Annotated in this window: 14 protein-coding genes; 5 read left to right on the top strand and 9 right to left on the bottom strand. The window is 75.2% G+C overall.

The features are described from left to right. Positions 1–168: 168 nt before the first annotated feature. The 5 genes from ACFVVX_RS07920 to ACFVVX_RS07900 all read right to left on the bottom strand — a co-directional run bounded on the left by ACFVVX_RS07920 (position 169) and on the right by ACFVVX_RS07900 (position 10,179). Positions 169–687: a cupredoxin domain-containing protein gene (locus tag ACFVVX_RS07920; protein WP_387942629.1), complete on the bottom strand. Its 519-nt coding sequence runs from the start codon at positions 685–687 to the stop codon at positions 169–171. 249 nt (positions 688–936) lie between these two features. After that, positions 937–3,981 carry an acyltransferase family protein gene (locus tag ACFVVX_RS07915; RefSeq protein ID WP_387942627.1) on the bottom strand — a complete coding sequence of 1,015 codons (3,045 nt, stop codon included), beginning with the start codon at positions 3,979–3,981 and terminating at the stop codon, positions 937–939. A 15-nt stretch (positions 3,982–3,996) separates the two neighbouring features. After that, positions 3,997–5,742 carry a glycosyltransferase family 2 protein gene (locus ACFVVX_RS07910; RefSeq protein ID WP_387942625.1) on the bottom strand — a complete coding sequence of 582 codons (1,746 nt, stop codon included), beginning with the start codon at positions 5,740–5,742 and terminating at the stop codon, positions 3,997–3,999. 274 nt (positions 5,743–6,016) lie between these two features. After that, the gene (locus tag ACFVVX_RS07905; protein ID WP_387942623.1) at positions 6,017–8,584 is read right to left on the bottom strand and encodes a discoidin domain-containing protein; all 2,568 of its coding nucleotides are present in this window, start codon (positions 8,582–8,584) and stop codon (positions 6,017–6,019) included. 338 nt (positions 8,585–8,922) lie between these two features. After that, positions 8,923–10,179, bottom strand: a complete 1,257-nt coding sequence (locus tag ACFVVX_RS07900) for an ROK family protein (RefSeq protein ID WP_387942621.1) — start codon at positions 10,177–10,179, stop codon at positions 8,923–8,925. 156 nt (positions 10,180–10,335) lie between these two features. Between ACFVVX_RS07900 and ACFVVX_RS07895 the strand changes: the two genes are divergently transcribed. The 4 genes from ACFVVX_RS07895 (at position 10,336) to ACFVVX_RS07880 (ending at position 14,939) form a co-directional block, all read left to right on the top strand. Continuing rightward, entirely contained in the window at positions 10,336–11,646 is a 1,311-nt protein-coding gene (locus ACFVVX_RS07895; RefSeq protein WP_387942619.1) for an ABC transporter substrate-binding protein, read from the top strand. Between the two features lies 1 nt (position 11,647). Then, positions 11,648–12,658 (top strand): carbohydrate ABC transporter permease, encoded by a 1,011-nt coding sequence (locus ACFVVX_RS07890; RefSeq protein WP_387942617.1) that lies wholly within the window; start codon positions 11,648–11,650, stop codon positions 12,656–12,658. After that, the gene (locus tag ACFVVX_RS07885; RefSeq protein ID WP_387942615.1) at positions 12,655–13,497 is read left to right on the top strand and encodes a carbohydrate ABC transporter permease; all 843 of its coding nucleotides are present in this window, start codon (positions 12,655–12,657) and stop codon (positions 13,495–13,497) included. Before ACFVVX_RS07890 ends, ACFVVX_RS07885 begins: the two co-directional genes overlap by 4 nt. A gap of 98 nt (positions 13,498–13,595) precedes the next feature. Further along, positions 13,596–14,939 carry a GH1 family beta-glucosidase gene (locus ACFVVX_RS07880; protein WP_387942613.1) on the top strand — a complete coding sequence of 448 codons (1,344 nt, stop codon included), beginning with the start codon at positions 13,596–13,598 and terminating at the stop codon, positions 14,937–14,939. A gap of 62 nt (positions 14,940–15,001) precedes the next feature. Here ACFVVX_RS07880 and ACFVVX_RS07875 read toward each other — a convergent pair whose 3' ends face one another. Both ACFVVX_RS07875 and ACFVVX_RS07870 read right to left on the bottom strand, forming a co-directional pair. Next, on the bottom strand, positions 15,002–17,392 hold the full coding sequence (locus ACFVVX_RS07875; RefSeq protein ID WP_387942611.1) for an ATP-binding protein: 2,391 nt from the start codon (positions 17,390–17,392) through the stop codon (positions 15,002–15,004). 365 nt (positions 17,393–17,757) lie between these two features. After that, complete coding sequence (locus ACFVVX_RS07870) at positions 17,758–20,661, bottom strand: BTAD domain-containing putative transcriptional regulator (RefSeq protein ID WP_387942609.1); 2,904 nt, start codon at positions 20,659–20,661, stop codon at positions 17,758–17,760. Positions 20,662–20,864: 203 nt separating this feature from the next. Here ACFVVX_RS07870 and ACFVVX_RS07865 point away from each other — a divergent pair, with 203 nt between their 5' ends. After that, entirely contained in the window at positions 20,865–24,014 is a 3,150-nt protein-coding gene (locus ACFVVX_RS07865; RefSeq protein ID WP_387942607.1) for a BTAD domain-containing putative transcriptional regulator, read from the top strand. On the opposite strand, the gene ACFVVX_RS07860 is transcribed toward ACFVVX_RS07865, so the two are convergent. Both ACFVVX_RS07860 and ACFVVX_RS07855 read right to left on the bottom strand, forming a co-directional pair. Beyond that, positions 23,903–24,547, bottom strand: a complete 645-nt coding sequence (locus ACFVVX_RS07860) for a sigma-70 family RNA polymerase sigma factor (RefSeq protein WP_387942605.1) — start codon at positions 24,545–24,547, stop codon at positions 23,903–23,905. The two genes, ACFVVX_RS07865 and ACFVVX_RS07860, sit on opposite strands and share 112 nt — an antisense overlap. A gap of 241 nt (positions 24,548–24,788) precedes the next feature. Further along, on the bottom strand, positions 24,789–25,097 hold the full coding sequence (locus ACFVVX_RS07855; RefSeq protein WP_387942603.1) for a hypothetical protein: 309 nt from the start codon (positions 25,095–25,097) through the stop codon (positions 24,789–24,791). Positions 25,098–25,521: the final 424 nt, after the last annotated feature.

Genomic DNA, 25,521 nt, shown 5'->3' with positions numbered 1-25,521 from the left:
TTTTCGGCATCAATTCTGTTGTCAGTCAAGAATATTGACTATTCGTCAGGTCAACTCGGCCGGCATCCAGGCCCGGCCTTCGGCGGGAGTCGGCGCCCCGCTACCCCCTCAAACGGCAGGGCCGCACCCCCGCCGTTCGGCAGGGGTGCGGCCCGGTGGCGGGCGCGGTCAGGCCACCACGAGCGTGCCCGTCATGTTCGGGTGGACGTCGCAGTGGTACGCGTACGGGCCGGGGCCGGACGGTGCGGTGATCGTCGTCGACTCCCCCGCCGAGAGCAGGCCGGTGTCGAACTGGCGGCCGGGTGTGGTGGCGGTCAGCGTGTGCCCGGTGTCGTCCTGGTTGGTGACGGTGATGGTCGTCCCCGGCGACACCGTAAAGGTCGCGGGATGGAACGCGAAGTTCTTGATCGTCACCACCATCTTGCCCGCGGAGGCGGAGGCGGACGGCGACCCGGACGGTGAGCCGGACGCGGACGCGGACGCGCTCGCCGAGACGGAGGCGGAGGCGGAGGCAAGGGACGAGGCGAGGGACGAAGCGGCCGAGGCGAGGGAGGAGACGGCCGCGGCACCGGAGGAGGCGGACGATCCGCCCCCGCCGCTGGAACAGCCGGCGGCGCCGAGCAGCAGCCCGGCCGCCGCGCCGGCCGCGACAGCGGTCCGCCATGAACGGGAAGAACGGAGGGTCATCGGGCGGCTCCAGCCTCTCTACCTGCGGCGACCCGCCCACGCTAGGCCCTGCCGAAACGACAGGGCGCAAGCACGGCCGTGGCGGCCCGTCAGCCGGACCGCGGGCCACCCGAACGCCGGTACGCGCGGACACACCGCACCACCGGGGCCCGCCGGAGAGCCCGGAACCCCCTGGAACACCCCGGAACGCCGTCCGGGCCCGGGAGCGGACTGCGCTCCCGGGCCCGGACGGCGTGCACGGCGCCGGCGTCAGGAGTGGCCGCCGCCCCGGGTCGAGACCGCGACGTAGTCGACCCGCATCGGGTGACCGGGTTCGGTGGCCGGGCCCGGGACGCCGCCGAGCGCGGCGGGCAGGTTGCCGCCCACGGCCACGTTCAGGATCAGGAACAGCCCGTGGTGCACGGCCCGGTCCCAGGTCGCGGCGTCCATCCCGGCCGCCGTCACCCGGTGGTACTCGCGCCCGTCGAGGTACCAGCGCACCTGCTCGGCGCCGGGCGTCAGGTCGACCTCCACCGCGTAGGAGTGGAAGCCCGTCCGGCAGTCCTGGCACGCCCGGTCGCCCGAGCCGAGGCCCTTGGGCTCCTGGCAGGGGCCGCCGTCCAGCGTGCCGCAGTGCATCGTGCCGAAGACGGAGTCACGGCCGTTGACGTTCTCCATCACGTCGAGCTCGCCGATCGCCGGCCACCCGGTGTAGCCGTCGCGCAGCCCGGACCCGAGGGTCCAGAAGGCCGGCCAGTAGCCCGCGGCCGCGGGCCCGGTGACGTCGGGCAGCGCGATCGAGGCCTCGATCCGCATCACCCCGCCCGGCGGGGGCGCGAGGTCCGCCCGGCGGGACTCGATCCGGCCCGAGCTCCAGCGGCCGTTCTCCAGGGTGGGCACGATCTCCAATGCGCCCCTGCCGTCGAGGCGGACGTTGGCGGTCGAGTCGGTCATCGTCTCGATCTCCCCGGTGCCCCACTGGGCGGCCGGGCAGCCCGGGTAGCAGGTGCCCAGGTCGTACTGCCAGTTCGTGGCGGAGGGCCGGCTGCCGCCGGGACCGTCGAAGTCGTCCCGCAGGACCTGCGTCCAGCCGTCCGGCCCCGCCGCGGCGCCGCCCGCGGCACCGCCCGCCGAGCCGCCCGGTGTGACGGCGGGCACCAACCCGGCCTCGGTGAGCAGCCGTTCGAGCCTCGGGGTGAGGACGACGGCCGCCACGTTGGTCAGGTGCGCGTCGTCGCGGTAGAGCAGGATCCGCTCCAGGACCGCCGGGCAGGTGCGCCCCGCCCCCGGGCAGAGCACCGAGTTCACCTCGACGGACCGGACGCCGGGCACCCGGCCGGCCGCGATCGCCGCCGCGAGCGGGTCCGGCCACTGGGCGCCGTCCCGGGCGAACGCGCAGGCCGCCGGGTCGTCGGTGTGCCCGGAGACGCAGGCCGGGATGTCCGTCCCCGGGATCGGGGTGTCCTGGAGGTAGACGATCGGCACGCCCATCGCGCGCAGCGGTGCCAGGGTCTTCTCCCAGGCCTGCAGCAGGAGGTCCTGGTCGTCCGTGTAGCGGTTGAGCGAGGAGACCACGACCAGCTTGGGCTTCGGCCCCTGCTGCAGCCGGGCCAGGCTGTTCGCCCGCCAGCTGTCGCACTCCCGGTAGGTGCGGCCCAACTGCGGGTTGACCACCGTGAGTTCGGGCAGCGGGCAGCCCTGCTTGACCAGCTCCTCCAGGGCCCAGTGGCGGCCGGCCGCGATGGCCAGCAGCGGTGAGAACCACTGGCCGGCGTGCGAGTCGCCGAGCAGCACGATCCGGTCCAGGCTGCCGGTCTCGCCGAACAGGCAGGCCGGGCTGGTGGTGGCGCTCGGGGCCACCTCGCACTCACCGTCGGGCGGGAAGTCCTTGCGGGCCTGGACGGCGTCCGGCACCACCGGGCCGCCCTTGGGCGGGGTGGCGGTGCGCGCCAGCAGGGAGGTGCCGTCGGGTGAGCCGGGCGGCAGGCCGAGCATGTCGACGGGGGCGGCCGGACCGAGCAGGCGCAAGGTCCCGGTGCCGACGACCAGCGCCAGCACCACCGGGATGATCACCGCGGCGATCCCCAACGAGAGCCCCCGCCTGGGGAGTTCGGAGACCGTCCGGTTGCGGCGCAGCGGCTGCTCGATCCAGCGCAGCACCGCCGCGGCGGGCAGTGCGGCGGCCACGGTCAGCGCCGCCTTGGCCGGCCAGCCGAGGGCCCCGAGCCGCGCCTCGGCGAGGACCAGGACCGGCCAGTGCCACAGGTAGAGGTTGTAGGAGAGCCGGCCGACGGCCCGCGGGGCGCGCAGGCCCAGCAGCCGGTCCGCGCCGAGGCCGGTGCCGGGTGCCTGGCCGGCGCCGCTGCGGTCCGGTGTGCCCGCGAGGATGACGGCGGCGGCGCCGAGCGTCGGGACGAGCGCCGCGTACCCGGGGTAGGGGGTGGTGGCGTCGTAGCGGAGGATGCACCAGGCGATCGCGCCCAGTCCGGCCCAGCCGGCCGGCACGCGCAGCGCGCGCGGTCCGGGCAGCCGGTGCCAGGGCAGCAGGGCGAGCAGCGCGCCCACTCCGAACTGCCAGACCCGGGAGGGCGTGCCGAGGTAGGCGAGCGAGACGGAGCCGTGCGTCCAGTGCAGCGACAGGGCGAAGGAGCCGACGGTCGCCGCCCCGGCGACGGCGGTCGCCACCGAGCGCACGGCGGCGCCGCGGCGGGCGGCCCGGGCGGTGAGGAGGACCAGCACCGCGAGCAGCGGCGCCCAGAACAGGTAGAACTGCTCCTCGACGGCGAGCGACCAGAAGTGCAGCAGCGGGCTCGGGTCCCGGCCGGCCGCGAGGTAGTCGGTCTGCTGGGCGACGAAGCGCCAGTTGGCCACGGACAGGGCCGCGGCGAGGACGTCGTACTCCAGGTCGGCGCGGCGCAGCGGGACGGTGAGCCAGGCGCCGGCCAGCGCGACCGCGCCGAGCACGACCGCGGCGGAGGGCAGCAGCCGGCGCGCCCGGCGGGAGAAGAACTCCCCCAGCCGGACGCGGCCGGTGGTGACCGCCTCGCGCACCAGGAGTCCGGTGATCAGGTAGCCGGAGATGACGAGGAAGACGTCCACGCCGACGAATCCGCCGGCCAGGCCGGGGAGGGAGGCGTGGAAGGCGAGCACCGCGAGGACCGCCACCGCGCGCAGGCCCTCGATGTCGGGGCGGAAGCCGGCGGAGCGGGGTGTCGGCCCCGGGGTGCCGGACCTCCGGGAGCCGGAGCCGCCGGGTGGCGGGCCGGGGATGGTGTAGGACTCCGGACGGAGGTCCGTCGCCGTGGTCTCAGACATCGGTGTGATGACCTTTCACCCCAGCCAGGGCAGCATCGGGCTGACCCAGCCGGAGGCAAGCAGAGCGGTGAGCACGAGAGTGGCGGTGGCGGCCAGCGCTTCGGGCCAGCGCCTGGGCAGCATGCCGGGGCCGGTCGGGCGCAGGGCCGGCAGTCCGAGCCGGCGTCGGGCCGGTGCGGCGGTGCGGTCCGGGCCGGTGGCACCGTCCGGGCCGGTGGCGGCGGCGGCGCGGTCCGCGCGGGCGGGCCGGAGCTCGCCGAGCAGGTCGCGGATCAGCGGGAGGCCGACCTGGCACTGGACGGCGAGGTAGAGGCCGAGGCCCCAGGTGTGCCCCCAGCCGTTGCGGGCGGTGGCCAGGGCGAGCCCGGCGGCGGCCGCGCCGATCGAGGCGCAGAGCCAGCCGAGCGAGACCAGGACCACCCGGCGGGCCAGGCCGCCGGGCTTCGCCCGCCCCGCGCCGGTGGGCACCCAGGCCGCGCTGCGGCCGCGCAGGGTGTGCCAGAAGGCGGCCGCGGCGGCCACGCTCATCAGGACGTTCGAGCGGATCACCTCGATCCGCCAGCGGGTCCGGCTGATCCGGGGCAGCAGGACGTGCCAGAGCCAGAGCGGCGCGAGCAGCGGCAGGACGTGCCAGGGCCGGATCTGGTCCGGGTACCAGAACATCATCACCAGCGGCGGCAGCGGGGCCACGAAGAGGTTCACCGAGGCGGCCAGGTAGCCGACGATGCCCTCGTAGAAGCAGAGCCGCATCCGCCAGGGCGCGCGGATCCGCTTGAGCACGGGCGAGCCGAGCAGGTGAAGGTTGCCCATCGCCCAGCGGTACTGCTGGTTGACGAAGGACGCCAGGTTGTCGGGCGAGGTGCCCTTGGCGACCAGCACCGGGACGTAGAGGGTCCGGTACCCCTGCTCGTAGAGGCCGAGGCCGGTGAACAGGTCCTCGCTGTGGTCGAGTCGGGCGAAGCCGCCGGCCGCGTCGATGGCCGAGCGCCGGTAGACCGCGTTGCTCCCGCAGCAGATGGCCGCGTCGCTGGCGTCCCGGGAGGGCTGGATCCACCGGAAGAACCACTCCTGGGCGGAGCCGGCGGCGCGCTGGATCCAGTCCATGGACTCGTCGGTGTCGAAGCACTGCGGGCTCTGCACGATGCCGATCCGGGGATCGGCGAGGTACGGCACCAGGTGCCGCAGGAAGTCCCGGCGCGGGGCGAAGTCGGCGTCCAGGATGGCGATGTACTCCGCGCTGCTCAGGGTGAGCGCGTGGTTGAGGTTGCCGGCCTTCTTGAGGTGCCCGCGGTCGGGCCGGACGACGTACGAGTAGCCGTGCGCGGCCGCCAGTTCGGCGACCTCGGCGCGGTCCGCGTCGTCCAGGACCCAGACGGTCAGCGCACCCGGCCAGTCGAGGTCCCGGACCGCCCGGTAGGCGTTCTCCAGGACGTCGAGCGGTTCACCGCAGGTGGGCAGGTACAGGTCGACGGTCGGCAGCTCGCCGGGGTTCCAGGCGTTGACCAGCACCTCGTGGGACTGCCGGGTCAGCCGGCGCTGGCGCAGGCTGTTGACCGAGGACAGTGCCAGGGCGACGACGTTGAGGCCGAGGACGGCGAGGAAGCCCCACAGGGCCGGGGTCCGCAGCGAGAAGGTGAACATGGTCGCCGCTGTGAAGACGAAGGCGAGCGAGGTGCAGATCAGCACCCAGCGGCGCTGCGGCCCGAAATACCAATAGAGCTCCTGATCGGAAGGAGGTTGAGGAAGGTGTTGGACGGTCATGAGGCCCCCACAGCCGCGTTTCTGACAGCTCCGGCGGTCACAGTACCCCATTGGTATAGACCATTAGCGCCAGTGGCCGAGCGGTGGAACACCTCCCGCCGGGGCCGCGCCCGGCCGGTGATCATCTGATCGCGGCGGCCCGGCCGGGGCGGGAATCAGCAGGTCGCGCGGGGGTTAACAGTCGTCCAACTTCCGTACGGGGCACGTTCGCCGCCGGGTGCGGCCCGGCCCGTCGGGGCCGGACCGCACCGCGGTCGGGGCGGTCCGGAGGAGGTCAGGGGAAGGAGACCACCGTCGACGGGGTGGTGGCGGTGCCGGAGGTCGCGGCCCCGGTGGAGTTCACGACGTGTTCATACTGGCCGTTGCCGCCGAGCGAGACCACCAGCAGGTCGTGGAACCGCACGCCCGGACGGACGGGGGCCTCGAAGCCGTGGTCCATCCGGATCGTCGGGTCCACGTTGAAGTAGCAGTAGCTGCCGAGGCCCCAACCCTCGTGCACGGTCACCGAGTCGTCGACCTTGTAGGCGGCGAAGCCCTTGGTGGGGCCGTTCTGCACGGCGGCCTGGTTCGGGGCGTCGTAGGCCTTCTCGTTCTGGAAGAAGACCGTCCGGCCGCGCTCGCCGGACCACTCGACGTCGTACTTCTTGAAGTGCTCGACGAACAGGCCGGTGCCGAGCACGTCGTCCCCGCGCACCAGCAGGCCGTAGTCGGCGGGGTTGGTGTCCCAGCCGACGCCGGCGCCGTGGTCGGCGCGCCAGATCCAGGTGTGGTCGATCAGGACGTCGTCGCTGTTGACCACAATGCCCGCGGTGGCGGAGCCGGGGCCGGCCCCGCCGACCCGGATGAAGACGTCCTGGAGGCTGGTCGGGTCGGCGGAGTGGTCGGCGCCGGAGCCGTCCGGGCCGACCTGCACCAGGGCGGCGGACCGGACCGGGCCGGCGTCCACCAGCAGCCCGGCCAGCCTGACGCCGTCCACGTCGGCCACCTTGATCGCGGTCACCCCGTTGTCGGGGACGACGGTCGCCAGGCCCAGGCCGAGCACGACGGTGTCCGGGCGGGTGACCTCGATCGGCCGGTCGACGTGGTAGACGCCGGGGGTGAAGATCAGGTTGAGGCCCTGGGCCAGGGCGGCGTTGATGGTCGCCGCGGTGGCGCCGGGCTTGACCAGGTAGAAGCGGTCGAGCGGCAGCGAGGCGCCCTGCGGGGTGCCGTCCCAGGAGACCCCGCGGGCGTTGGTGCGCTTGGCGGGGACGAACACCTTGTAGTCGTTGCCGTCCAGGTAGAGGAAGGGCTTCTCCCGGGAGACCGGGGTGGTGTCCAGCGTGGTGTAGGGCGGGTTGGGGAAACTCTGTGCCGGGGCGCCCTGGACGCCGGAGAAGGTCTGGTTCCAGACGCCGTTGGAGAAGCCGCCGACGGCACTGTCCCGGGTGTACCACTGCTGCTGGGAGTAGTTGCCGACGCTCCCGTCGATCCGGCTGTCGGCGATGTAGCCGCCGCTGGCCCAACCGTAGCCCGCGGGCGCGAGGTTGAGCCCGCCCTTGACGTGCATCCGGCGGAACGGGGCGGCCTGGGCGACGGCCCAGCGGTCGGTGCCGCTGACCGGGTTCAGCGCCAGGTTCTCGGCGGAGCGCCAGAAGTTCTGCGTGGCGTTGCCGTTGAACCAGCCGGCGTCGACCGTCACGTCGCCGTTGACGAGGGTGTCGTCGGGCTTGAGTCCGAGCCCGGCGACCGAGGTGTAGAAGCCGAGTTGGACGTTGAGGTTCTGGTAGCTGCCGGGCTTGAAGAGCAGCGCGTAGCGCGCGTCGCCGAACTGGTTGGACTCCTGCTGGGCGAAGACCTCGTCGACCTTGGCCTGGATGCCGGGGGTGGCGGGGTCGAAGACCAGGACGTTGGGCCCGAGGTCCCCGCCGCCCTGCACCGGCGGCACGGTCGGCCCGTCGGCCGTGTTCACCTGGAACTCCCAGAGCGAGTAGCCCCAGGCGGTGCCGCGTGCGGTGCCGTTCATCCGGACGTAGCGGCCGCTGCCGCTGACGGCGAGCGTCTCGGTGCCGCCGCGGCCGTTCGCGATGCCGGCCAGCGTCCGCCAGTTCGCGCCGTCGTCGGAGGCCTGGATCTGGTAGGAACGCCCGTACGCGGCCTCCCAGTTGAGCACCACCCGGCAGAGCGGGCGGACGGCGCCGAGGTCGACCTGGAGCCACTGCTGGTCGCTCGCGGCGGAGGACCAGCGAGTCCCGGTGTCACCGTCCACCGCGGCGGCGGCCGGCGTGCCGGCGTTCTCGGTGGACGAGGCGGTGACCGGCCGGCCCTGGGCGGCGTTCGCGGCGGCGCAGTCGGAGCCGGCCGGGGCGAAGGTGCCGAAGACCTGGAACTCCCAGAGCGAGTAGCCGTATCCGGTGCCCCGGGTGAGCCCGTTCATCCGGACGTAGCGGCCGCTGCCGCTGACGGCGAGCGCCTCGGTGCCGCCGGCGCCGTTCGCGGCGGTGTACAGCGTCCGCCAGTTCGCGCCGTCGTCGGAGGCCTGGATCTGGTACGAACGTCCGTACGCGGCCTCCCAGTTGAGCACCACTTTGGTGAGGTCGGCGACGGCGCCGAGGTCGACCTGGAGCCACTGCTGGTCGCTCGCGGCGGAGGACCAGCGAGTCCCGGTGTCACCGTCCACCGCGGCGGCGGCCGGCGTGCCGCCGTTCTCGGTGGACGAGGCGGTGACCGACCGGCCCTGGGAGATCAGGGTGTCGGCGGCATGGGCGACCGGCCCGGGCAGGGCCAGGGCGGTGCCGGAGAGCAGGGCCAGGCCGAGCAGTGCGGCCGGTGCCCTGCGGGGGCGTGCTGAAGCGAGCCTCATGGGCTTCTCCTGCGGTGGGGGGTGGGTGGGAGCGGGGGCGCACCACGTGTCCGCACCCGGCGCGACGCAGGCGCCGGGTGGTGGGGGGACGACGAGCCTCCGGTCCGCGCCGACGGACGGGTCGGGAGTCGGCGCGGCGCGGACCGCCGGGGTGGGGCGGCGCCGGAGTCGTGACGGAGCATCACCACCGGGCCGTGGCAGGCCTGACGCGGCCTGACCCGGGGAGCGCCCCCGACCGGAGTCTCGGGGCTGGCGATCCGCGGTGTCAACCCTTCGGGCGGACTTTCCTCACACCGTGAACTAGCTATCGGCAGGGCGAGTTGGCGATGCCCTCCAGGTCAGGACCGGCCGGTGGGCAGGGCCCGTGGCAGGTCGGCGGACCGGCGCGGGGGCTCGCCGCCGGACTCCAGGAACTCGGTCAGCGGGAGGGTCGCGGCACCCACCGTGACCGCCTCCGGCCCGAGCGTGCCCAGCACGATCGAGGTCTGCTCCCGCGGGAAGCGCAGCGCGTACGCGGTGGCCGCCGTGCGGATCGCCGGCAGCAGCCGGGGGCCCAGCAGCAGGCCGGCCCAGCCGCCGATCACGATCCGCTCGGGGTTGAACAGGTTGACCAGGTCGGCGATGGCGGCGCCGAGGTACTCCGCGGCCTCGGCGAGCAGCTCGGCGGCGGCGGGCTCACCCGCCTCGGCGGCCGCCAGCAGGGCGGCGATCCCGGCCTTCTCCCCGACGCCGGACGGCGCCGCCTCCCAGCGCTCCAGCAGCGCCTCGGCCCCGACGTACGCCTCCAGGCAGCCCCGGGCCCCGCACCGGCAGCGGCGTCCGCCGACGTGGACCTTGGTGTGGCCCCACTCCCCCGCGCTGCTGGTCGCACCGCGGAACCGGGCGCCGTCGGCGACCACGCAGGCGCCGACCCCGGAGCCGAACAGGGCGATCACCGCGTGCCGCACCCCGCGCCCGGCCCCGAACCACATCTCGGCCTGGCCGAGCGTCTTGGCACCGTTGTCCACGAACAGCGGCAGGTCGGTGCCGGCCCGCAGCAGCCGGCCCAGCGGGACGGCGTCCCAGCCGACGGTCTGGCCGTGCACGACGATGCCGAGGCCGTCCGAGGCCGGATCCCCCTGCTCGACGATGCCCGGCACGCCGATGCCGACGCCGAGGACGCTCGCCGGGTCGGTGCCGGTGCGCTCCAGCACCTCGGCCAGCCCGGCGAGGATCAGCTCCACCACGTGGTCCGCGTCGTGCCCGCAGTCCGACAGCGGCCGGTCGCTGGCGGCCAGCTCGGTGCGGGCCAGGTCGAACAGGGCCACCCGGACCTGCGTCTCCCCGACGTCCACCCCGACCAGATGGGCCCGCCCGGGGGCGACCCGCAGCATGATCCGGGGGCGGCCGCCGTCCGACTCCACCGAGCCGCACTCCTCGATCAGCCCGTCCGCGAGCAGCTCGCCCGTCACGTTGCTGACCGATCCGGCGCTCAGCCCCGTGAGCGTGCCGAGTTCCTGGCGGCTGAGCGGCCCGTCGAAGTACAGCCGCCGCAGCAGCGTCGAACGACTGCCCCTGCGCAGGTCACGCACCGTCTTCTTGCCTTGCGCGGTCATGGGATCTCCCTCCTGACCCGAATCTACCGTTGCCCGAACCCTTGACGGAAGCTTTCCTCGGACGTTAAATCACGCCTTGAAGTAAGCCTCTGGTCAGGCTACTTCACCACAGAACCGGCCCATCCACGCCCATTCCCACCCGAGAGGGTCACCGGCATGCCCATCAGACGCCGCACCGCGGCCACCACGCTGGCCGCCACCCTGGTCCTCACCGCCACCGCCTGCTCCGGCGGATCCGGCACCGGCGGCGACAACAGCAGCCCCGGCACGCTCACCTACTGGGCCTCCAACCAGGGCACCAGCCTGGAGAACGACCGCCAGGTCCTGGAGCCGGAGCTGAAGGCCTTCGAGCAGCAGACCGGCATCAAGGTGAAGCTGGAGGTGATCCCCTGGTCCGACCTGCTGAACCGGATCCTCGCCGCCACCACCTCCGGCCAGGGCCCCGACGTCCTCAACATCGGCAACACCTGGTCCGCCTCGCTCCAGGCCACCGGCGCCCTGCTGCCCTTCGACACCGCCGCCCTCGACCGGATCGGCGGCAAGGAGCGCTTCCTGCCCGCCGCCCTGGCCTCGGCCGGCGCCCCCGGCAAGGACCCGGCGGCCGTCCCGCTCTACTCCATGGCCTACGGCCTGTACTACAACAAGCGGCTGTTCGCCGAGGCCGGGATCGACAGGCCGCCGGCCACCTGGGAGGAACTGGTCGCCGACGGCAGGCGGCTCACCACCGGCGACCGCCACGGCCTCGCCATCGAGGGCGGCAACCCCTCCGAGAACGTCCACCACGCCTTCGTCCTCGCCAAGCAGCACGGCGCCGACTTCTTCGACCCGGCCGGCCGGCCCGCCTTCGACAGCCCCGGCGCCGTCGCCGCCGTCAAGCAGTACGTCGGCCTCCTCGGCACCGAGCGGATCGCCGCCCCCGGCAACGCCGAGTACGCCAACAACCAGTCCGTCACCGACTTCGCCACCGGCAAGGCCGCCATGCTGATGTGGCAGGCCGCCGGCGCCAACCTCAAGTCCCACGGCATGAACCCCGAGGACTACGGCGTGGCCCCCGTCCCCGCCCCGGCCGGCGCCACCGGCGAACGCGCCACCACCTCGATGGTCGCCGGCATCAACCTCGCGGTCTTCCGCAACACCCACAACACCGACGGCGCCCTGAAGTTCGTGAAGTTCATGACCGGCACCGAGGAGCAGACGAAGCTCAACAGGACCTACGGCTCGATCCCCCCGGTCAAGGACGCGCAGGCCGACCCCGCCTTCGCCACCCCCGAACTGCGCACCCTGGCCGAGGTGCTGGCCACCGGCGCCGCCCCGCTGCCGCAGGTCGCCGACGAGAGCCAGTTCGAGACCCTGGTCGGCACCGCCGTGAAGAACCTGCTCGCCGGGGCCGCCGCCGGGAAGCCCGTCACCGACGAGTCGGTGAAGGCCGAACTCACCCGCGCCCAGCAGCAGATGCCGGCCGGCTGACGTGACCCCGACGCCACCCGCCCCCGCCACCGCCCCGGCCCGGCCGCGGCCCCGGCCGCGCGCCCTCCCGCCGGCCCGCCCGCGGCACACCCGCACCCGCACCCGTACCCGCACCCGCCGCACCGCCCTGCCCTACCTGCTGCTGCTCCCCGCCCTGGTCCTGGAACTGCTCGTCCACCTCACCCCGATGGTGGTCGGCATCGTGATGAGCTTCAAACAGCTCACCCAGTTCTTCATCCGGGACTGGTCCGCCGCCCCCTGGGCCGGACTCGCCAACTACCGCATGGCGGTGGACTTCGACGCCCCGGTCGGTAAGGCCCTGCTGCACTCCTTCTGGGTCACCTGCGCCTTCACCGTGCTGGCCGTCGGCCTCGCCTGGCTGGCCGGCACCGTCGCCGCGATCATGATGCAGGACGCCTTCCGGGGCCGCGGGCTGCTGCGCGCCGCCTTCCTGCTGCCGTACGCGCTGCCGGTCTACGCGGCCGTCATCACCTGGTCGTTCATGTTCCAGCGGGACACCGGCCTGGTCAACCACGTGCTGCACGACCAGCTCCACCTCGTGGACGACAAGCCCTTCTGGCTGCTCGGCGACAACAGCTTCACCGCCCTGGTCACCGTCTCGGTCTGGCGCAGCTGGCCGTTCGCCTTCCTCACCCTGACCGCGGGGCTGCAGAACATCCCGCGCGAGCTGTACGAGGCCGCCGCCCTGGACGGCGCCGGGATCTGGCAGCAGATCCGCCGGATCACGCTGCCCTCGCTGCGCCCGGTCAACCTCGTCCTGCTGCTGGTGCTGTTCCTCTGGACGTTCAACGACTTCAACACGCCCTACGTGCTGTTCGGCCGGTCCGCACCTGAGGCGGCGGACCTGGTGTCCATCCACATCTACCAGTCCTCCTTCATCACCTGGAACTTCGGCGCCGGCTCCGCGATGTCGGTGCTCCTGCTGCTGTTCCTGCTGCTGGTCACGGCCGGCTACCTGCTGCTCACCTCACGCCGAAGGAGTCCGCGATGATCGGCGCGACCGCGTCCTTCCGATGGGTCCGGCGGATCGTGCTGGCCGCGCTCACCGTGTTCGCCCTCGTGCCGGTGCTGGTGATGCTCAGCAGCTCGCTCAAGCCGCTGCGGGACGTCCAGGGCCCGTTCCGCTGGATCCCCAGCACCGTCACCGTCCGCCCCTACCTGGACATCTGGCGGACCGTGCCGCTCGGCCGCTACCTCGTCAACTCGCTGATCGTGGCCGGCGCCTCGACCGTCCTCTCGGTGCTGGTCGCGATCCTCGCCGCGTACGCGGTCAGCCGCTACCGGTTCCGCGGGCGGCGGCTGTTCACCGTCACGGTGCTCTCCACCCAGATGTTCCCCGGCATCCTCTTCCTGCTGCCGCTGTTCCTCATCTTCGTCAACGTCGGCAACGCGACCGGCGTGGCCCTGTACGGGAGCCGCGGCGGCCTGATCCTCACCTACCTCACCTTCTCGCTCCCGTTCTCGGTCTGGATGCTGGTCGGGTACTTCGACTCCATCCCGCGCGACCTCGACGAGGCCGCGCTGGTCGACGGCTGCGGACCGGTACGGGCGCTGGTGCGGATCATCATCCCCGCGGCGGTGCCGGGGATCGTCGCGGTCGCCGTGTACGCCTTCATGACCGCCTGGGGCGAGGTGCTCTTCGCCTCCGTGCTGACCACCGACCGGACCCGCACCCTGGCGGTCGGCCTGCAGGGCTACGCCACCCTCAACGACGTGTACTGGAACCAGGTGATGGCCGCCTCGCTCGTGGTGAGCGTGCCGGTGGTCGCCGGGTTCCTCCTGCTGCAGCGCTACCTGGTCGCGGGTCTGACCGCGGGGGCCGTCAAATGACCGCGCCCGCCACCGTGCGCGCCGTCGCCCACCCCACTGCGCCCGCCGCCGCTCACCCCGCCGCCCCTTCGACCGCCCCCCGTACGGAAAGGCACCCCGTGAACGACCTCAGCGCCCTCCCCGACGACTTCCTCTGGGGCGCGGCCACCGCCGCCTACCAGATCGAGGGGTCGGCGGACGCCGACGGCCGCGCCCCCTCGATCTGGGACACCTTCGCGCACACCCCTGGCCGGGTGGCCGGCGGCGACACCGGCGACACCGCCTGCGACCACTACCGGCGCTGGCCCGAGGACCTCGGCCTGATGCGCGGGCTCGGCCTGGGCGCCTACCGGTTCTCCATCGCCTGGCCCCGGGTGGTGCCGCTGGCCGACGACCGCGTCAACCCGGCCGGACTCGACTTCTACGACCGCCTGGTGGACGCCCTGCTCGCCGCCGGCATCACGCCCTTCCCCACGCTCTACCACTGGGACCTCCCGCAGGCCCAGCAGGACCGCGGCGGCTGGCCCGTCCGCGCCACCGCCGAGCGCTTCGCCGAGTACACGGCCGCGGTCGCCGCCCGCCTGGGCGACCGGGTCACCCACTGGGCCACCCTCAACGAGCCGCTCTGCTCGGCCTGGATCGGCCACCTGGACGGCGCGATGGCCCCCGGCGTGACCGACCTGACCGCGGCCGTCCGCGCCTCCTACCACCTGCACCTCGCCCACGGCCTGGCCGTCCAGGTGCTGCGCGAGACCGTCCGGGGCGCGCAGATCGGCATCGTCAACAACCTGAGCACCGTGGAGCCCGCCACCGGCTCCGAGGCGGACCGGGCCGCCGCCGTGCGCGCCGACGGCCACGTCAACCGCTGGTGGCTCGACCCGGTCCTCGGCCGCGGCTACCCCGCCGACATGCTCGACGCCTACGGCGTCGAACTACCGGTCCGCGACGGCGATGCGGAGCTGATCTCGGCCCCGCTGGACTGGCTCGGGCTGAACTACTACTTCCGCCAGATCGTCGCCGACGACCCGGGCGCGGGCCCCGGGCCGCGGTTCCGCCAGCTGCCGGGCCCCGGTCCGGAGCACACCGCCATGCCCTGGGAGGTGCACGCCCCCGGCCTGGAGGAGCTGCTGCTGCGGCTCACCGACGAGTACGGCGTGCGGCGGATCTACGTCACCGAGAACGGCTCCGCCTACCGCGACACCGTCGGACCGGACGGCAGCGTCCACGACCCGGAGCGCACCGCCTACCTCGAACAGCACCTGGCCGCCTGTGCCCGGGCCGTCGCCAAGGGGGCCCCGCTGGCGGGCTACTTCGCCTGGTCGCTGCTGGACAACTTCGAGTGGGCCTACGGCTACGACAAGCGCTTCGGGCTGGTCCACGTCGACTACGCCACCCAGCGGCGGACGGTGAAGACCAGCGGCCGGCGCTACGCGGAGCTGATCGCCGCCCACCGCGCGCGCTGAGCCCGCCCCGCCGAGCCGGCCCGCCGAGCCCGCCCGGCGGCGGGCGGGCGGGCGGCGCGCCGTCAGCCGGCCCGCCGGTGGCCGCCCCGGACGCCCTCCGCGGTCAGGTCGGTCAACGCCGTGGTCAGCAGCTCGCGGGCCTCGTCGGCGCGGTCCAGCTCGATCAGGGCGGTGCCCAGCTCGGTGAGGGTCTGGGTCATGCTGTCGGGCTGCCCGGCCGCCTCGAAGTGGACCAGGGCCCGCCGGTACGCGGCCTCGGCCCCGGCCCAGTCCTGCAGCGCGGCCTGGTCGAGGCCGACCTCGTGGAAGCCGAACCCGGCCATCAGGTGGAACATGTGCGAGGGTGAGTCGTCCAGCCACTCCTGGACCTCGGCCAGCGCCGACCGGTGGGCCTCCAGGGCGCGCTGCGGCCGCCCGGACTCGCGCAGGCAGCCGCCGACGCAGCGCAGCGCCACCACCCGGCCCACCTCGGCGGACCGGCCCTCCAGCGTGGCGAACACCTCGGCGGCCTGCCGGTAGGCCTCGATGGCCTCGTCGGAGCGGATCAGCCGGCGCAGGGCGGTGGCGCAGTAGGTGAGGGCCCAGGCCTCCTGCTGGACGTCCCCGATCCGGCGGGCCAGCTCCAGGGCCTCCTGGGCGACGGCCAGACCCGCCTGGTAGCGGTGCAGGCAGGTGATGTGCGACCAGGCCAGGTAGTTGAGGTGGACGGCCTCGGCGAGCCGGTCGCCGACGGCCCGGGCGGAGTCCACCGAGAGGCGGAAGACCTGGTCCCACACGTCCCAGTGCAGGAGGCTGTCGGAGAACCAGTGCATGGCCTCGGCGGTCTCCACCACCTGCCGGTGCCGGCCGGTGGCGTTCGCGTGGTGCAGGGCGGCGAGCCACTCCGGGTGCTCCTCCTCCAGCCAGCGCCGGGCGTCGGCGAGGGTGGCGGGGGCGCCGGCCGGGTCCGGGTCGCCCGAGGGCTCGCCCTCGGCGCGGTCCACGTCGAAGCGCAGCCCGGCGGCGGCGGCCCGGCGCAGCAGCCAGTCACCGGCCCGCTCGCGGGCGGCGTCCACGGCCTGCGGACCGTCGTCGGCGGTGAGCTGCTCGCCCGCGTAGAGGCGGACCAGGTCGTGCAGGCGGTAGCGCTGCGGGGTGGCGGCGGGCTGCAGCAGCCCGGCGTCGGTGAGCTCCTCCAGGTACCGGTCGGCCTGCTGGACCGGCAGGTCGGCGTAGGCGGCGACGGTGGCGGCGGTGAAGTCCTCCCCCGCGGTCAGCGAGCAGCGGCGCAGCACCAGCCCGGCGGCGGCCGGCAGCTTGCGGTAGGAGAGCGCGAAGGCGGTGCGCACCCGCAGGTCGCCGGCCTCCAGCACGTCGAGGCGGTACTCCTCGGCGGCGAGCTGCCGGACCAGGTGGCTGACCGGCTGGCGCGGGCGGGCCACCAGGCGCTGTCCGGCGATCCGCAGGGCGAGCGGCAGGTGGCCGCACAGGCGGGCGAGCTCCCCGGCGGCGTCGGGCTCGGCGGCGATCCGGTCGGGGCCGGCGATGCGGGCCAGCAGGGCCGCCGACTCGGCGGGGGCGAGCACGTCCAGCGGGAGGCGGTGCACCGATTCGAGGCCGGGCAGGACGTGGCGGCTGGTGATGATGGTCAGGGCCGGACCCGAGCCGGGCAGCAGCGGGCGGACCTGCGCCTCGTCGGCGGCGTTGTCGAGGATCAGGACCAGGCGCTGCTCCCGCACCAGGGTGCGGAACAGACTGGCGCGCTCCTCGGTGTCGGCGGGCACCGAGCGGTCGGCGACGCCCAGGGCGCGCAGGATCTGGGCGAGGGCCTCGCGCGGGGCGAGCGGCGTCGGGGCCATCCCGCGCAGGTCGAGGGAGAGCTGGCCGTCGGGGAACAGCGGGGCCAGGGTGTGGGCGGCGTGCAGGGCGAAGGCGGTCTTGCCCAGGCCGGGCTGCCCGTAGGCGAGCACGATGCGGGGGTGCGCCGGGTCCGCGTCCCGGGCGAGCCGGTGCAGCCGGTCCAGGGCGTCCTCGCGGGCGGTGAAGTCGGCGATGTCCCGGGGCAGCGCGAGTGCGGAGTACACGGCCTCCCCGGGCCGGTCCGCGTTCGCCGGGTGGCCGGCCGCGCTGTCGGCACCGGGGTCGGCCGCGGCGGCGTCGGCCTGCGCGGCGGCCCCGGCCCGGGCCGGGGTGCGCCGGGGGCGTCCGCTCTGGGCGGCCTGGTCGAGCGCGGCGGCCTGGGCCTGGTCGAGGCGCAGTGCGGCGGCCAGTGCCTGCACGGTGCGCCGCTGCGGTCCGCGGGTGCGGCCGCGCTCCATGTCGCCCAACGCGCGCAGGCTGACCCCGGCCGCCTGGGCCAGCTCGGCCTGGGTCAGACCGGCCAGCACCCGCAGGCGGGCCAGCAGGAGGCAGAAGTCGTCGGCCGTGCCGGAATCGCCTGTCGGTGTGCCTGCCGGTATGCCTGTCGCGCCCATCGCCACCCCTGTCACCCACGGTGTCGGTCTCTTCACCGGACACGTCGAGGTCAGACAGTATGCCTGGTCAAGACCGCGTCAAAGCAACGGACAGATGACCGGGCCCGCCGCCGGCACCGCCTTCACGGGGGGCCCGGTGGTCCGTCCGATCCGGCGCCGCGGGGACGGAACGCGGTGCGCAACCGCACCCCGGGCTCCGGATCCGCCCGGTACTTCCGCCTGTGGTTCTGCCTGTCGTGCCCTGTGCGGGTGTGCTCGTTCCGCCCATCGGGGCAGGACCTTACGGGCAGGGCCCTACGCGCAGGGTGCTGCAGGCAGGGCCCTCGAGGCAGGGTGCTGCGGGCAGGGTGCCACAGAAAAGGGGCTTACGGACAGGGGCTGCCGGTCGGGGCCCGGCGCTGCGCGGCCGCGGCGGCCCGGCGCTCCTCCGCCACGGCCTCGGCGGTGCGGCCGAGGGCGTGCAGGACGGTGGCGATCAGGGCGTGCGACCGGGCCTCGATCGCCGGGTCGGCCTGGGTGCGGCCCAGGGCGATGGCCAGCCGGGCCGTGGTGAGGGCGTCGCCGTAGCGGCCGAGGGCGTGGAGCGCCTCGGCACGGGTGTGGGTGGCCCGGACGGTCTCGGCCGCGTCCGGGTGGGCGGCGAGGATGCGGACGGCCTCGTCGGCGTGGGAGAGCGCCGGTTCGAGCGTGCCGCCGACCAGTTGGGCGCCGGCCAGGTCGTTGAGCGCCCGGGCGAGCAGGCGGTCGTCGGCCAGGGCGCGGGCGCGGGCCACGATGTCCGTCATCAGCGGCACGGCGCGGTCGGGCCGACCGGCTCTGACCAGGACGTCGGCCGTCCGGGCCCGGCAGTGGTGGCGCAGCACCGGGTCGCCGACCTCGTCGGCCGAGGCGAGGGCCCGGTCCAGGAGGTCGGCGGCGGCGCGGAAGTCCCGCCGGTCGACGAGGATCACGGCGAGGTCGGTGGTCAGCCGGGCCACGGCGGCCGGGTCGGCGCAGGCGCGCGCGGCCCGCAGGCCGGACTCGGCGGTGGTCCACCACTCGGCGCGGCGGTGTCCGGTCCTCGCGTAGAGGGCCCCGGCCCGGTGGGCGAGCTGCCAGGCCTCGGCGAACCGGCCGTGCTGCTCGGCGCGCAGCACCGTGCCGCGCACCGCGGGCTCCTCACGGTCGAACCAGTCGGTGGCCTGGGCCGGGTCGGCCGGCAGCGGCAGGCCGTGCCCGGTCGGCGGGGTGGCGGCGGGCGGTGGGGCGGTGGCGGTCGGCGGGTTGGTGGCGGGCGGCGGCGCACCGCCGGGGTGCGGGCCGACGCAGGCGCCGGTGGCGGTCAGGTAGTGCCCGATCAGCCGGTCCAGGGCCGCCAGCCGCTGGTCGGCGGGGAGTTCGGCGGCCAGCCGGGCGCCGTGCAGGCGGACCAGCTCGCGCCGGGCGAAGAGGCCGGGGGCGCTCTCCTCCACCAGGTGGACGGTGTCGAGTTGGGCCAGCAGGCCGCGGGCGGCGGCCGGTGACACGTCGGCGAGGACCGCGGCGGCGACGGGGTCGATCACCGCGCCGGGGTGCAGTCCGAGCAGGACGAAGAGCCGCGTCGCCGCCGGTGTCAGGGTGCGGCAGGTGAGGTCGAGGGCCACCCCTACGCCGGGTGACCCGAGGTCGGCCCGGGCGGGCGCGGTGAGTCCGGCCCGCTCGGCCGAGAGCTCCGCCACCAGGTCGTTCAGCGCCCAGTCCGGGCGGGCGGCCAGCCGGGCTGCCGCCAGGCGCAGCGCCAGCGGAAGGCGGTCGCACTGCTCGGCGAGTTCGGCGGCGGCCTGCGGTTCGGCGGCGACCCGGGCCGGGTCCACCACCCTGGCCAGCAGGTCCCGGGCCTCGGCGGGGGACAGCGTGTCCAGCGGGAGCGCGGTGGCGCCCTCGTAAACCAGCAGGTCGCGCAGTCGGCTGCGGCTGGTGATGACGGTGACGGGCCCGGCCCAGCCGGCGGAGCCGTCCGCGGCGGCGGCCTCCGGCGGCGGGTCGGGCAGCAGCGGGGCGAGCTGCTCGTAGCAGCGCGCGTTGTCCAGCACGATCAGCAGCCGGCGGCCCGCCACCAGCTCGCGGAAGCGCCGCGAACGGCCGTCGAGCGAGGCGGGCAGGGCGTTCGCGGCGACCCCGAGGGCGGTCAGTAACCCGGCCAGCACCTCGGCCGGCTCGCGCGGGCCGGTCGCGTCGAAGCCGCGCAGGTCGGCGTGGAGCCGGCCGTCGGGGAAGCGGGCGGCCACCCGGTGGGCCCAGTGCTGGACCAGGCTGGTCTTGCCGACCCCGGCCGGGCCGGTGACCAGGATCGGGCGGGCCTCCCGGCCGGCGGCGACCGCCCCGTCCAGCCGGCCGAGTTCGGCCGCCCGGCCGACGAACCGCCGGTTGGCGCGCGGCAGTTGCGAAGGCACCGGGTGCGGCCGCCGGGCCGCCGCGGTGGCCGGGCCGAGTGCGGCGGTGGCCGGCCCGAGTGCGGCGGTGGCGGCGCGGGCGGCCGGTCCGGCCGCCGGGCGGCCCGCGAGCCGCTCGCCGGCCAGCCGCAGGGCGGGCCCGGGCGCGGTGGGCAGCTGCGCCGTCACCCGGTCGTACCAGGCCCGCGCCTCGTCCCGGCGCCCGGCCTGGTCGAGGCACTCGATCAGCCGGACGGCCAGCCGCTGGTGGGTGGGGTGGGCTGGCACCGCCTCGACGAGCTCGGCGACCAGTTCGGCGCCGCGGTCCAGTCGGCAGAGCCCCTCGGCGAGCCGGTCCAGGGCGCGCAGCCGCAGATCGGTCAGCCGGGGGGCGGCCCGCTCGCGCAGCAGGGCGGAGCCGCAGTCGGCCAGGGCCGGGCCGCGCCAGAGGTCCAGCGCCGCGCGCAGCAGCGGGAGCGCCGGGTCGTCGTGTCCGGTCGGGCGGTCCGCCGACGCCGCCGCCGCGGCATCCGGACAGCCGGGGAGCAGGACGCCGGCCCGGTCGCAGAGGTCTTCGAAGCGCAGCGCGTCCACCTGCTCCGGGTCGCCGGTCAGCACGTAGCCGGCGCCCCGGGTGGCCAGCACCAGGCCGTCGTCGAGCAGTCGGCGCAGCGCGGTGACGTGGCCCTGCAGCGCGGCGCGGGCCGTCGCCGGCGGGCTGCCGTCCCAGACGAGCTCGATCAGCCGGTCGGTCGGCACCACCCGGTCGAGCTCGACGGCGAGGGCGGCGAGCAGCGCGCGGCGCTTGGGCGCCGAGGGCGTGGCCGCTGTGCTGCAGTCGTAGCGGACGGTCACAGCACCGAGCAGATCGATCCGCATCCGGCCTCCTTCGCCCATATGTCAGCCAACGGCATATTGACCGATCCGGCCGGAAAACGCCGAACCGCGGAGCGCGGACTGCCCGAAGGGGCAACGCTACGGCACCCCTTCGGGCAGCATGTGGGCGGTCGGGTTTCCAAGCCGGACAAACGGCGCGGATACACTGCAGCCCGATATCAGGCTCGACCGCCGTGGGGGCGACTTTGGGCGACCGCGTGGGCATCCAACTCCTCGGCCCGGTGGAGCTTCGGACCGCGACCGACGGGTTCGTCGCGCTGCCCGGGCCCCAGCGGCGTGCGGTGCTGGCCCTGCTCGCCCTGCGGCTGGGGCGGGTCGTCGCCGTGGAGCGCTTCTTCGAGCTGCTCTGGGGCGAGGAGCCGCCGGCCCGGGCCAGGGCGGCGCTGCAGGGGCACATCGCCGCGCTGCGCAAGGTACTCGCCGACACCCCGTTCGACCTGTGCACCCGGGCACCCGGCTATCTGCTCACCGGCCCGCCGGAACAGGTGGACGGGCTGCGCTTCGAGACGCTGGCCGCGCTGGCCGCGGAGCACGCCGACCACCCCGGCCGGGCCGGGGACGCCGAGGCGATCGGGCGGCTGGAACAGGCGCTGGGCCTGTGGACGGGCGCCGCGCTGGCCGACCTGCCCGACACCGAGCTGCGCCGGGCGCTCGCCGGCCGGCTGGAGGAGAACCGGACCAGGGCCCTGATCGACTGGGCCCGGCTGCGGCTGCGCCAGGGCTCCGGGGCCGCCGCCGTCCCGGCGCTGGAACAGCGGGTCCGGGCGGACGGGCTGCGGGAGGAGGTGGTGGCGCTGCTGATCCGCTGCCTGCACCAGGCCGGCCGGCCGGCCGACGCGCTGGCCGTCTACCACCACGCCCGCGAGCTGCTCGACCGCGAACTGGGCATGGTGCCCGGCGCGGAGCTGCAGGCGGCACTGTCCCAGGTGCTGACCGAGGAACCCGCCGACCCGGGACCGGCCGGGCCCGGAGCGGCCGCCCGGCCCGAAGCTCCCGAAGCTGCGGCCGGACCCGAAGCGCTGTCCGGTGCGGAGGGGCTGTCCCGGGCGGAAGGGCCGTCCCTGGCGGAGGCGCTGTCCGGCGCCGGAGCGGCGGCCGGGAGCGGCGGGCCGGTGCGGAGCGGGTCGGCGGCCGAGCCGGCACCCCGGCACGAGCCCGACCCGGACGAACCGTCGGCGCCCCGTCAGCTCCCCCGCCAGCCCGCGGGCTTCGTCGGGCGCGCCCCGGAGTCACGCTGGCTCGACCAGGAGTGCGGCCCCGAGCGCACCGGCGACGGACTGGCCGTGGTGGTCGGCCCGGCCGGCACCGGGAAGAGCGCCACCGTCGTCCGCTGGGCCCACCAGGCGGCCGCGGGCTTCCCCGACGGCCAGCTCTTCGTCGACCTGCGCGGCTTCGACCCGGCCGGCCCGGTGGACCCGGCCGAGGTCCTCGGCCAGTTCCTGCTCGCCCTGGGCGTGCCCGAGTCGACCGTCCCCGAGGACCCGGCGGGCCGCGCCGCCCTCTACCGCGCCCGGACCGCCGACCTGCGGCTCCTGGTCCTGCTGGACAACGCGCGCAACGCCGGCCACATCGCCGACCTGCTGCCCGCCGGGCCCGACTGCGCCACCGTGGTGACCAGCCGCAGCACCCTGGAGGACCTGGTGGTGACCGAGGGCGCCGCCATGCTGCGGATGGGAGCGCTGCCCGACGGCGACGCGCTGCGGCTGCTCGAACGGAGCCTGGCCCCCGAACGGGTCCGGGCCGAGGCGTCCGCCGCCGAGCAGCTCATCGAACTCTGCGACCACCTGCCGCTGGCCCTGCGGATCGCGACCTCCCGGCTGGCCGCCCGACCGGACTGGACGATCGCCGACCTGGTCGCCGAGCTGGCCGACGAACGCACCCGGCTGCTCGCCCTGGAGGCCGACGGGGCGGTCAGCATCCGCAGCGCCCTGATGCTGACCTACCGCCACCTCTCCGCCCGGGCCGCCACCCTGCTCACCCTGCTGGCCGCGCACCCCGGCCGGGACGTCGACACCCCCGCCGCCGCCGCACTGCTGAACGCCGGCCCGGCCGCCGCCCGGGCCGCCCTGGGCGAACTGGCCGCCCACCACCTGCTCGGCGAGAGCGCACCGGGGCGGTACAGCCGGCACGACCTGATCCGGCTGTTCAGCGTCGAGCTCCTCGCCGAGCAGCCCGACGAGACCCGCCGGCTCGTCCTCGAACGGCTGCTGGACTACTACGTGACGGCCGTCCAGCACTGCGGCGACCACCTGCAACCGGGCCAGGACAGCTACGGGGAGCGCGTCCACCCGCCGGCCGTGCTGCCCCCGGCCACCGACACCCGCAGCGCACTCGGCTGGTTCCGGGCCGAGCAGTCGACGATCCGCGCGCTGGTCGCCACCGCCACCGCGGCCGACCCCGAGCGGGCCTGGCGGCTGGCCATGTCGTCGAGCGCGCTGTACTACGGGTCCAGTCGGCTGACCGACTGGCTGAGCTGCCTGCGCGCGGGCGAGCGCGCCGCGCTGCAGTGCGGCGACCGGCTCGCCATCGCGCTGCTGCGCGAGGCCACGGCGAACGCGCTGCTGGGCCTCGAACGCCGCACCGAGGCGGCCGTGGCGATCCAGCGGGCGGTGGACGACACCACCCCGGCCGACGGCTTCGCGCACACCCGCTCCCTGGCCACCCAGTCGCTCAGCACCGGCCTGCTCGGGGACCCGGCCGGGGGCGCCGCGCTGGCCGCCGCCGCGGTGGAGCTGGCCGAGGAGTCCGGCGATCCGCACGAGCTCTCCTTCACCCTCGGCTACGCGGCCTCGGCCTCCCTGATGGCGGGCGACCCCGAGGGCGCGCTGCGCCGGGCCCGGAAGGCCAGGGCCCTGCTGCCCGACCGCCCGGCCGCCACCATCCACGCCTGGTCGATGCTGACCGAGGCGCACGCGCTGCAGGCCCTCGGCCTGGCCGAGGCCTCCGAGCTGGCCTGGGCGCGGCTGCTGGTCACCTGCGAACAGGCCGGCTTCCTGCACCTGCACGCCGTCTCCGAGCAGGCCTACGCCGCCTTCCTGCAGACCCTGGGCCGCGAGGCGGAGGCGCTGGAACACCTGCGCGCGGCCGTCGGGCTGTACCGGCTGCACGGGCACCAGGCCGGTTCCATCCCCCGGACGCCCGAGGCGATCGAGCGCGCACTGGCGCACGGGACGCCCCGGCGGACACCCCTCGGGGACGCCCGCGGACCGGTCCCGGTGCCCCATCAGGCAGCGCCGGGCAGCACGGCCGGAGCGGGCGCGGACGGGCCGGACGACTCGACCGGGGCGTACCCGGGCTGGGCCGCCAGGACCGGGCGCAGCGCCCGGATCGCGTAGAAGTTGCGCGACTTGACGGTGCCCGGCGGGACCCCGAGCCGCTCGGCGGCCTCCAGCACGGACCGGTCCTTCAGGTGCAGCTCGACCAGCACCTCGCGGTGGTGCGGCTGCAGCTGCTCCAGCACCTGCTCGATGTCGCGCAGGGCGACCACCTCCTCGTACGGGTCGGCGGCGAGCGGGCGGTCCTCCAGCATGTCGCCGGACACCTCCTGCGCCCGGGCGGCGGCCATCCGGTAGTGGTCGATGGCGATCCGGCGGGCCACCGTGAACAGCCAGGGGCGGCTCTGCTCGGGCCCGGCGGCGATCGCGTCGGGGTGCTGCCAGGCGCGGAGCAGGGTCTCCTGGAGGATGTCCTCGGCCTTGCCGCGGTCACCGTTGGTCACCCGCTGGAGGGCGCGCAGCAGGTAGCCGCCGTGCAGGCGGTAGAGCTCGGCGAGGGTGCCCGGGTCGAGGGTGGGGCGCGCGGCCGTCCGGGCGGTCGCGGCGAGCGGCAGGGCTGCGGGCACGGGCGGGGCGGAGGGCTGGATGGACACGCGCTACCTCTCGGAAATCCGACGGCGTCGAGATGTGGGCCGGACGGGCGGCCCGACGGGGCCGGGCGGACGGCTCCGATCCCGGCACCACTACGCTGTCGGGCCGCGCCAAGATTGCGCCAAGCAACCACCAACGTCCCGGCCAATGTTCCGGCCGGCGTCCGGGCCGGCGTCCGGGCGGAGGTCCCGGCCGACGTCTCGGCGGAACTCCCGGCGGAACTCCCGGCGGAAGTCCGTCCGGTCAGGTCCGGTTGAGCGCCCGGACCAGCTCCTGGACCCCGTCCTCGCCGCGGTGCTCGATCAGCACGGCGACCCAGGCGGCCAGCAGCTCACGGTCCGCCACCGACCAGGCGGGAGCGGACGGGTGCTCGTCCACCACCAGCGCGGTCGCCACCCGCAGCAGCCCGGGCTGCGGGGCCGGATGCGGCCGCTCCAACGGCAGGTCGGGCAGCACCAGCCGCCGCACGGCCGCGATCACCTCGGCCGCGGGGGCCTCGGGGACGGCGAGCACCGGCGGCCCGGGGAGCGGCTCCGGCTGCCAGGCCAGCAAGGACGCGATGAGCCGACGCGGATCCACTGACGACCCGTCCCGTGACATTGGTGCCTCTCTCCCCGCTCCACGCGGGACTTCCGCTCATCTGCCGGTCTGATCGGTCGAGCCGGCACGCCGCCCGGCGGACGTGCCGTCCGGGAGGCACGGTACCGAGTGGAGGCCCGCTCCGGCAGGCGAATGGCAGGTGTTCGGGCGGCCGCCGGTCGTCCTCGCCGGTTCTTGCATGTCGTCCTCCAGTGAATCGCCGGCGGTTGCCGTCCTGCCCCGGTCAACGGGCCCGCCGCCGCCAACGGTTCACCGTGCAACCAATTGAACCGCTCTCCCGCCCGGCGCCGTTCTCCTGATCGGACGGCCCGTACGGCGGCCCTGGGGGAGGCGGCACGTCACCGGTACGCGGGAAAGGGGCCGACGTGGCGACAGG

Origin of the sequence: Kitasatospora sp. NPDC058170 (assembly GCF_042883905.1) — a bacterium.
In the GTDB taxonomy this organism is placed as follows: Bacteria; Actinomycetota; Actinomycetes; order Streptomycetales; family Streptomycetaceae; genus Kitasatospora.
The sequence above is the reverse complement of the archived record's forward strand: the minus strand, read 5'-3'. Positions and strand labels throughout refer to the sequence as shown.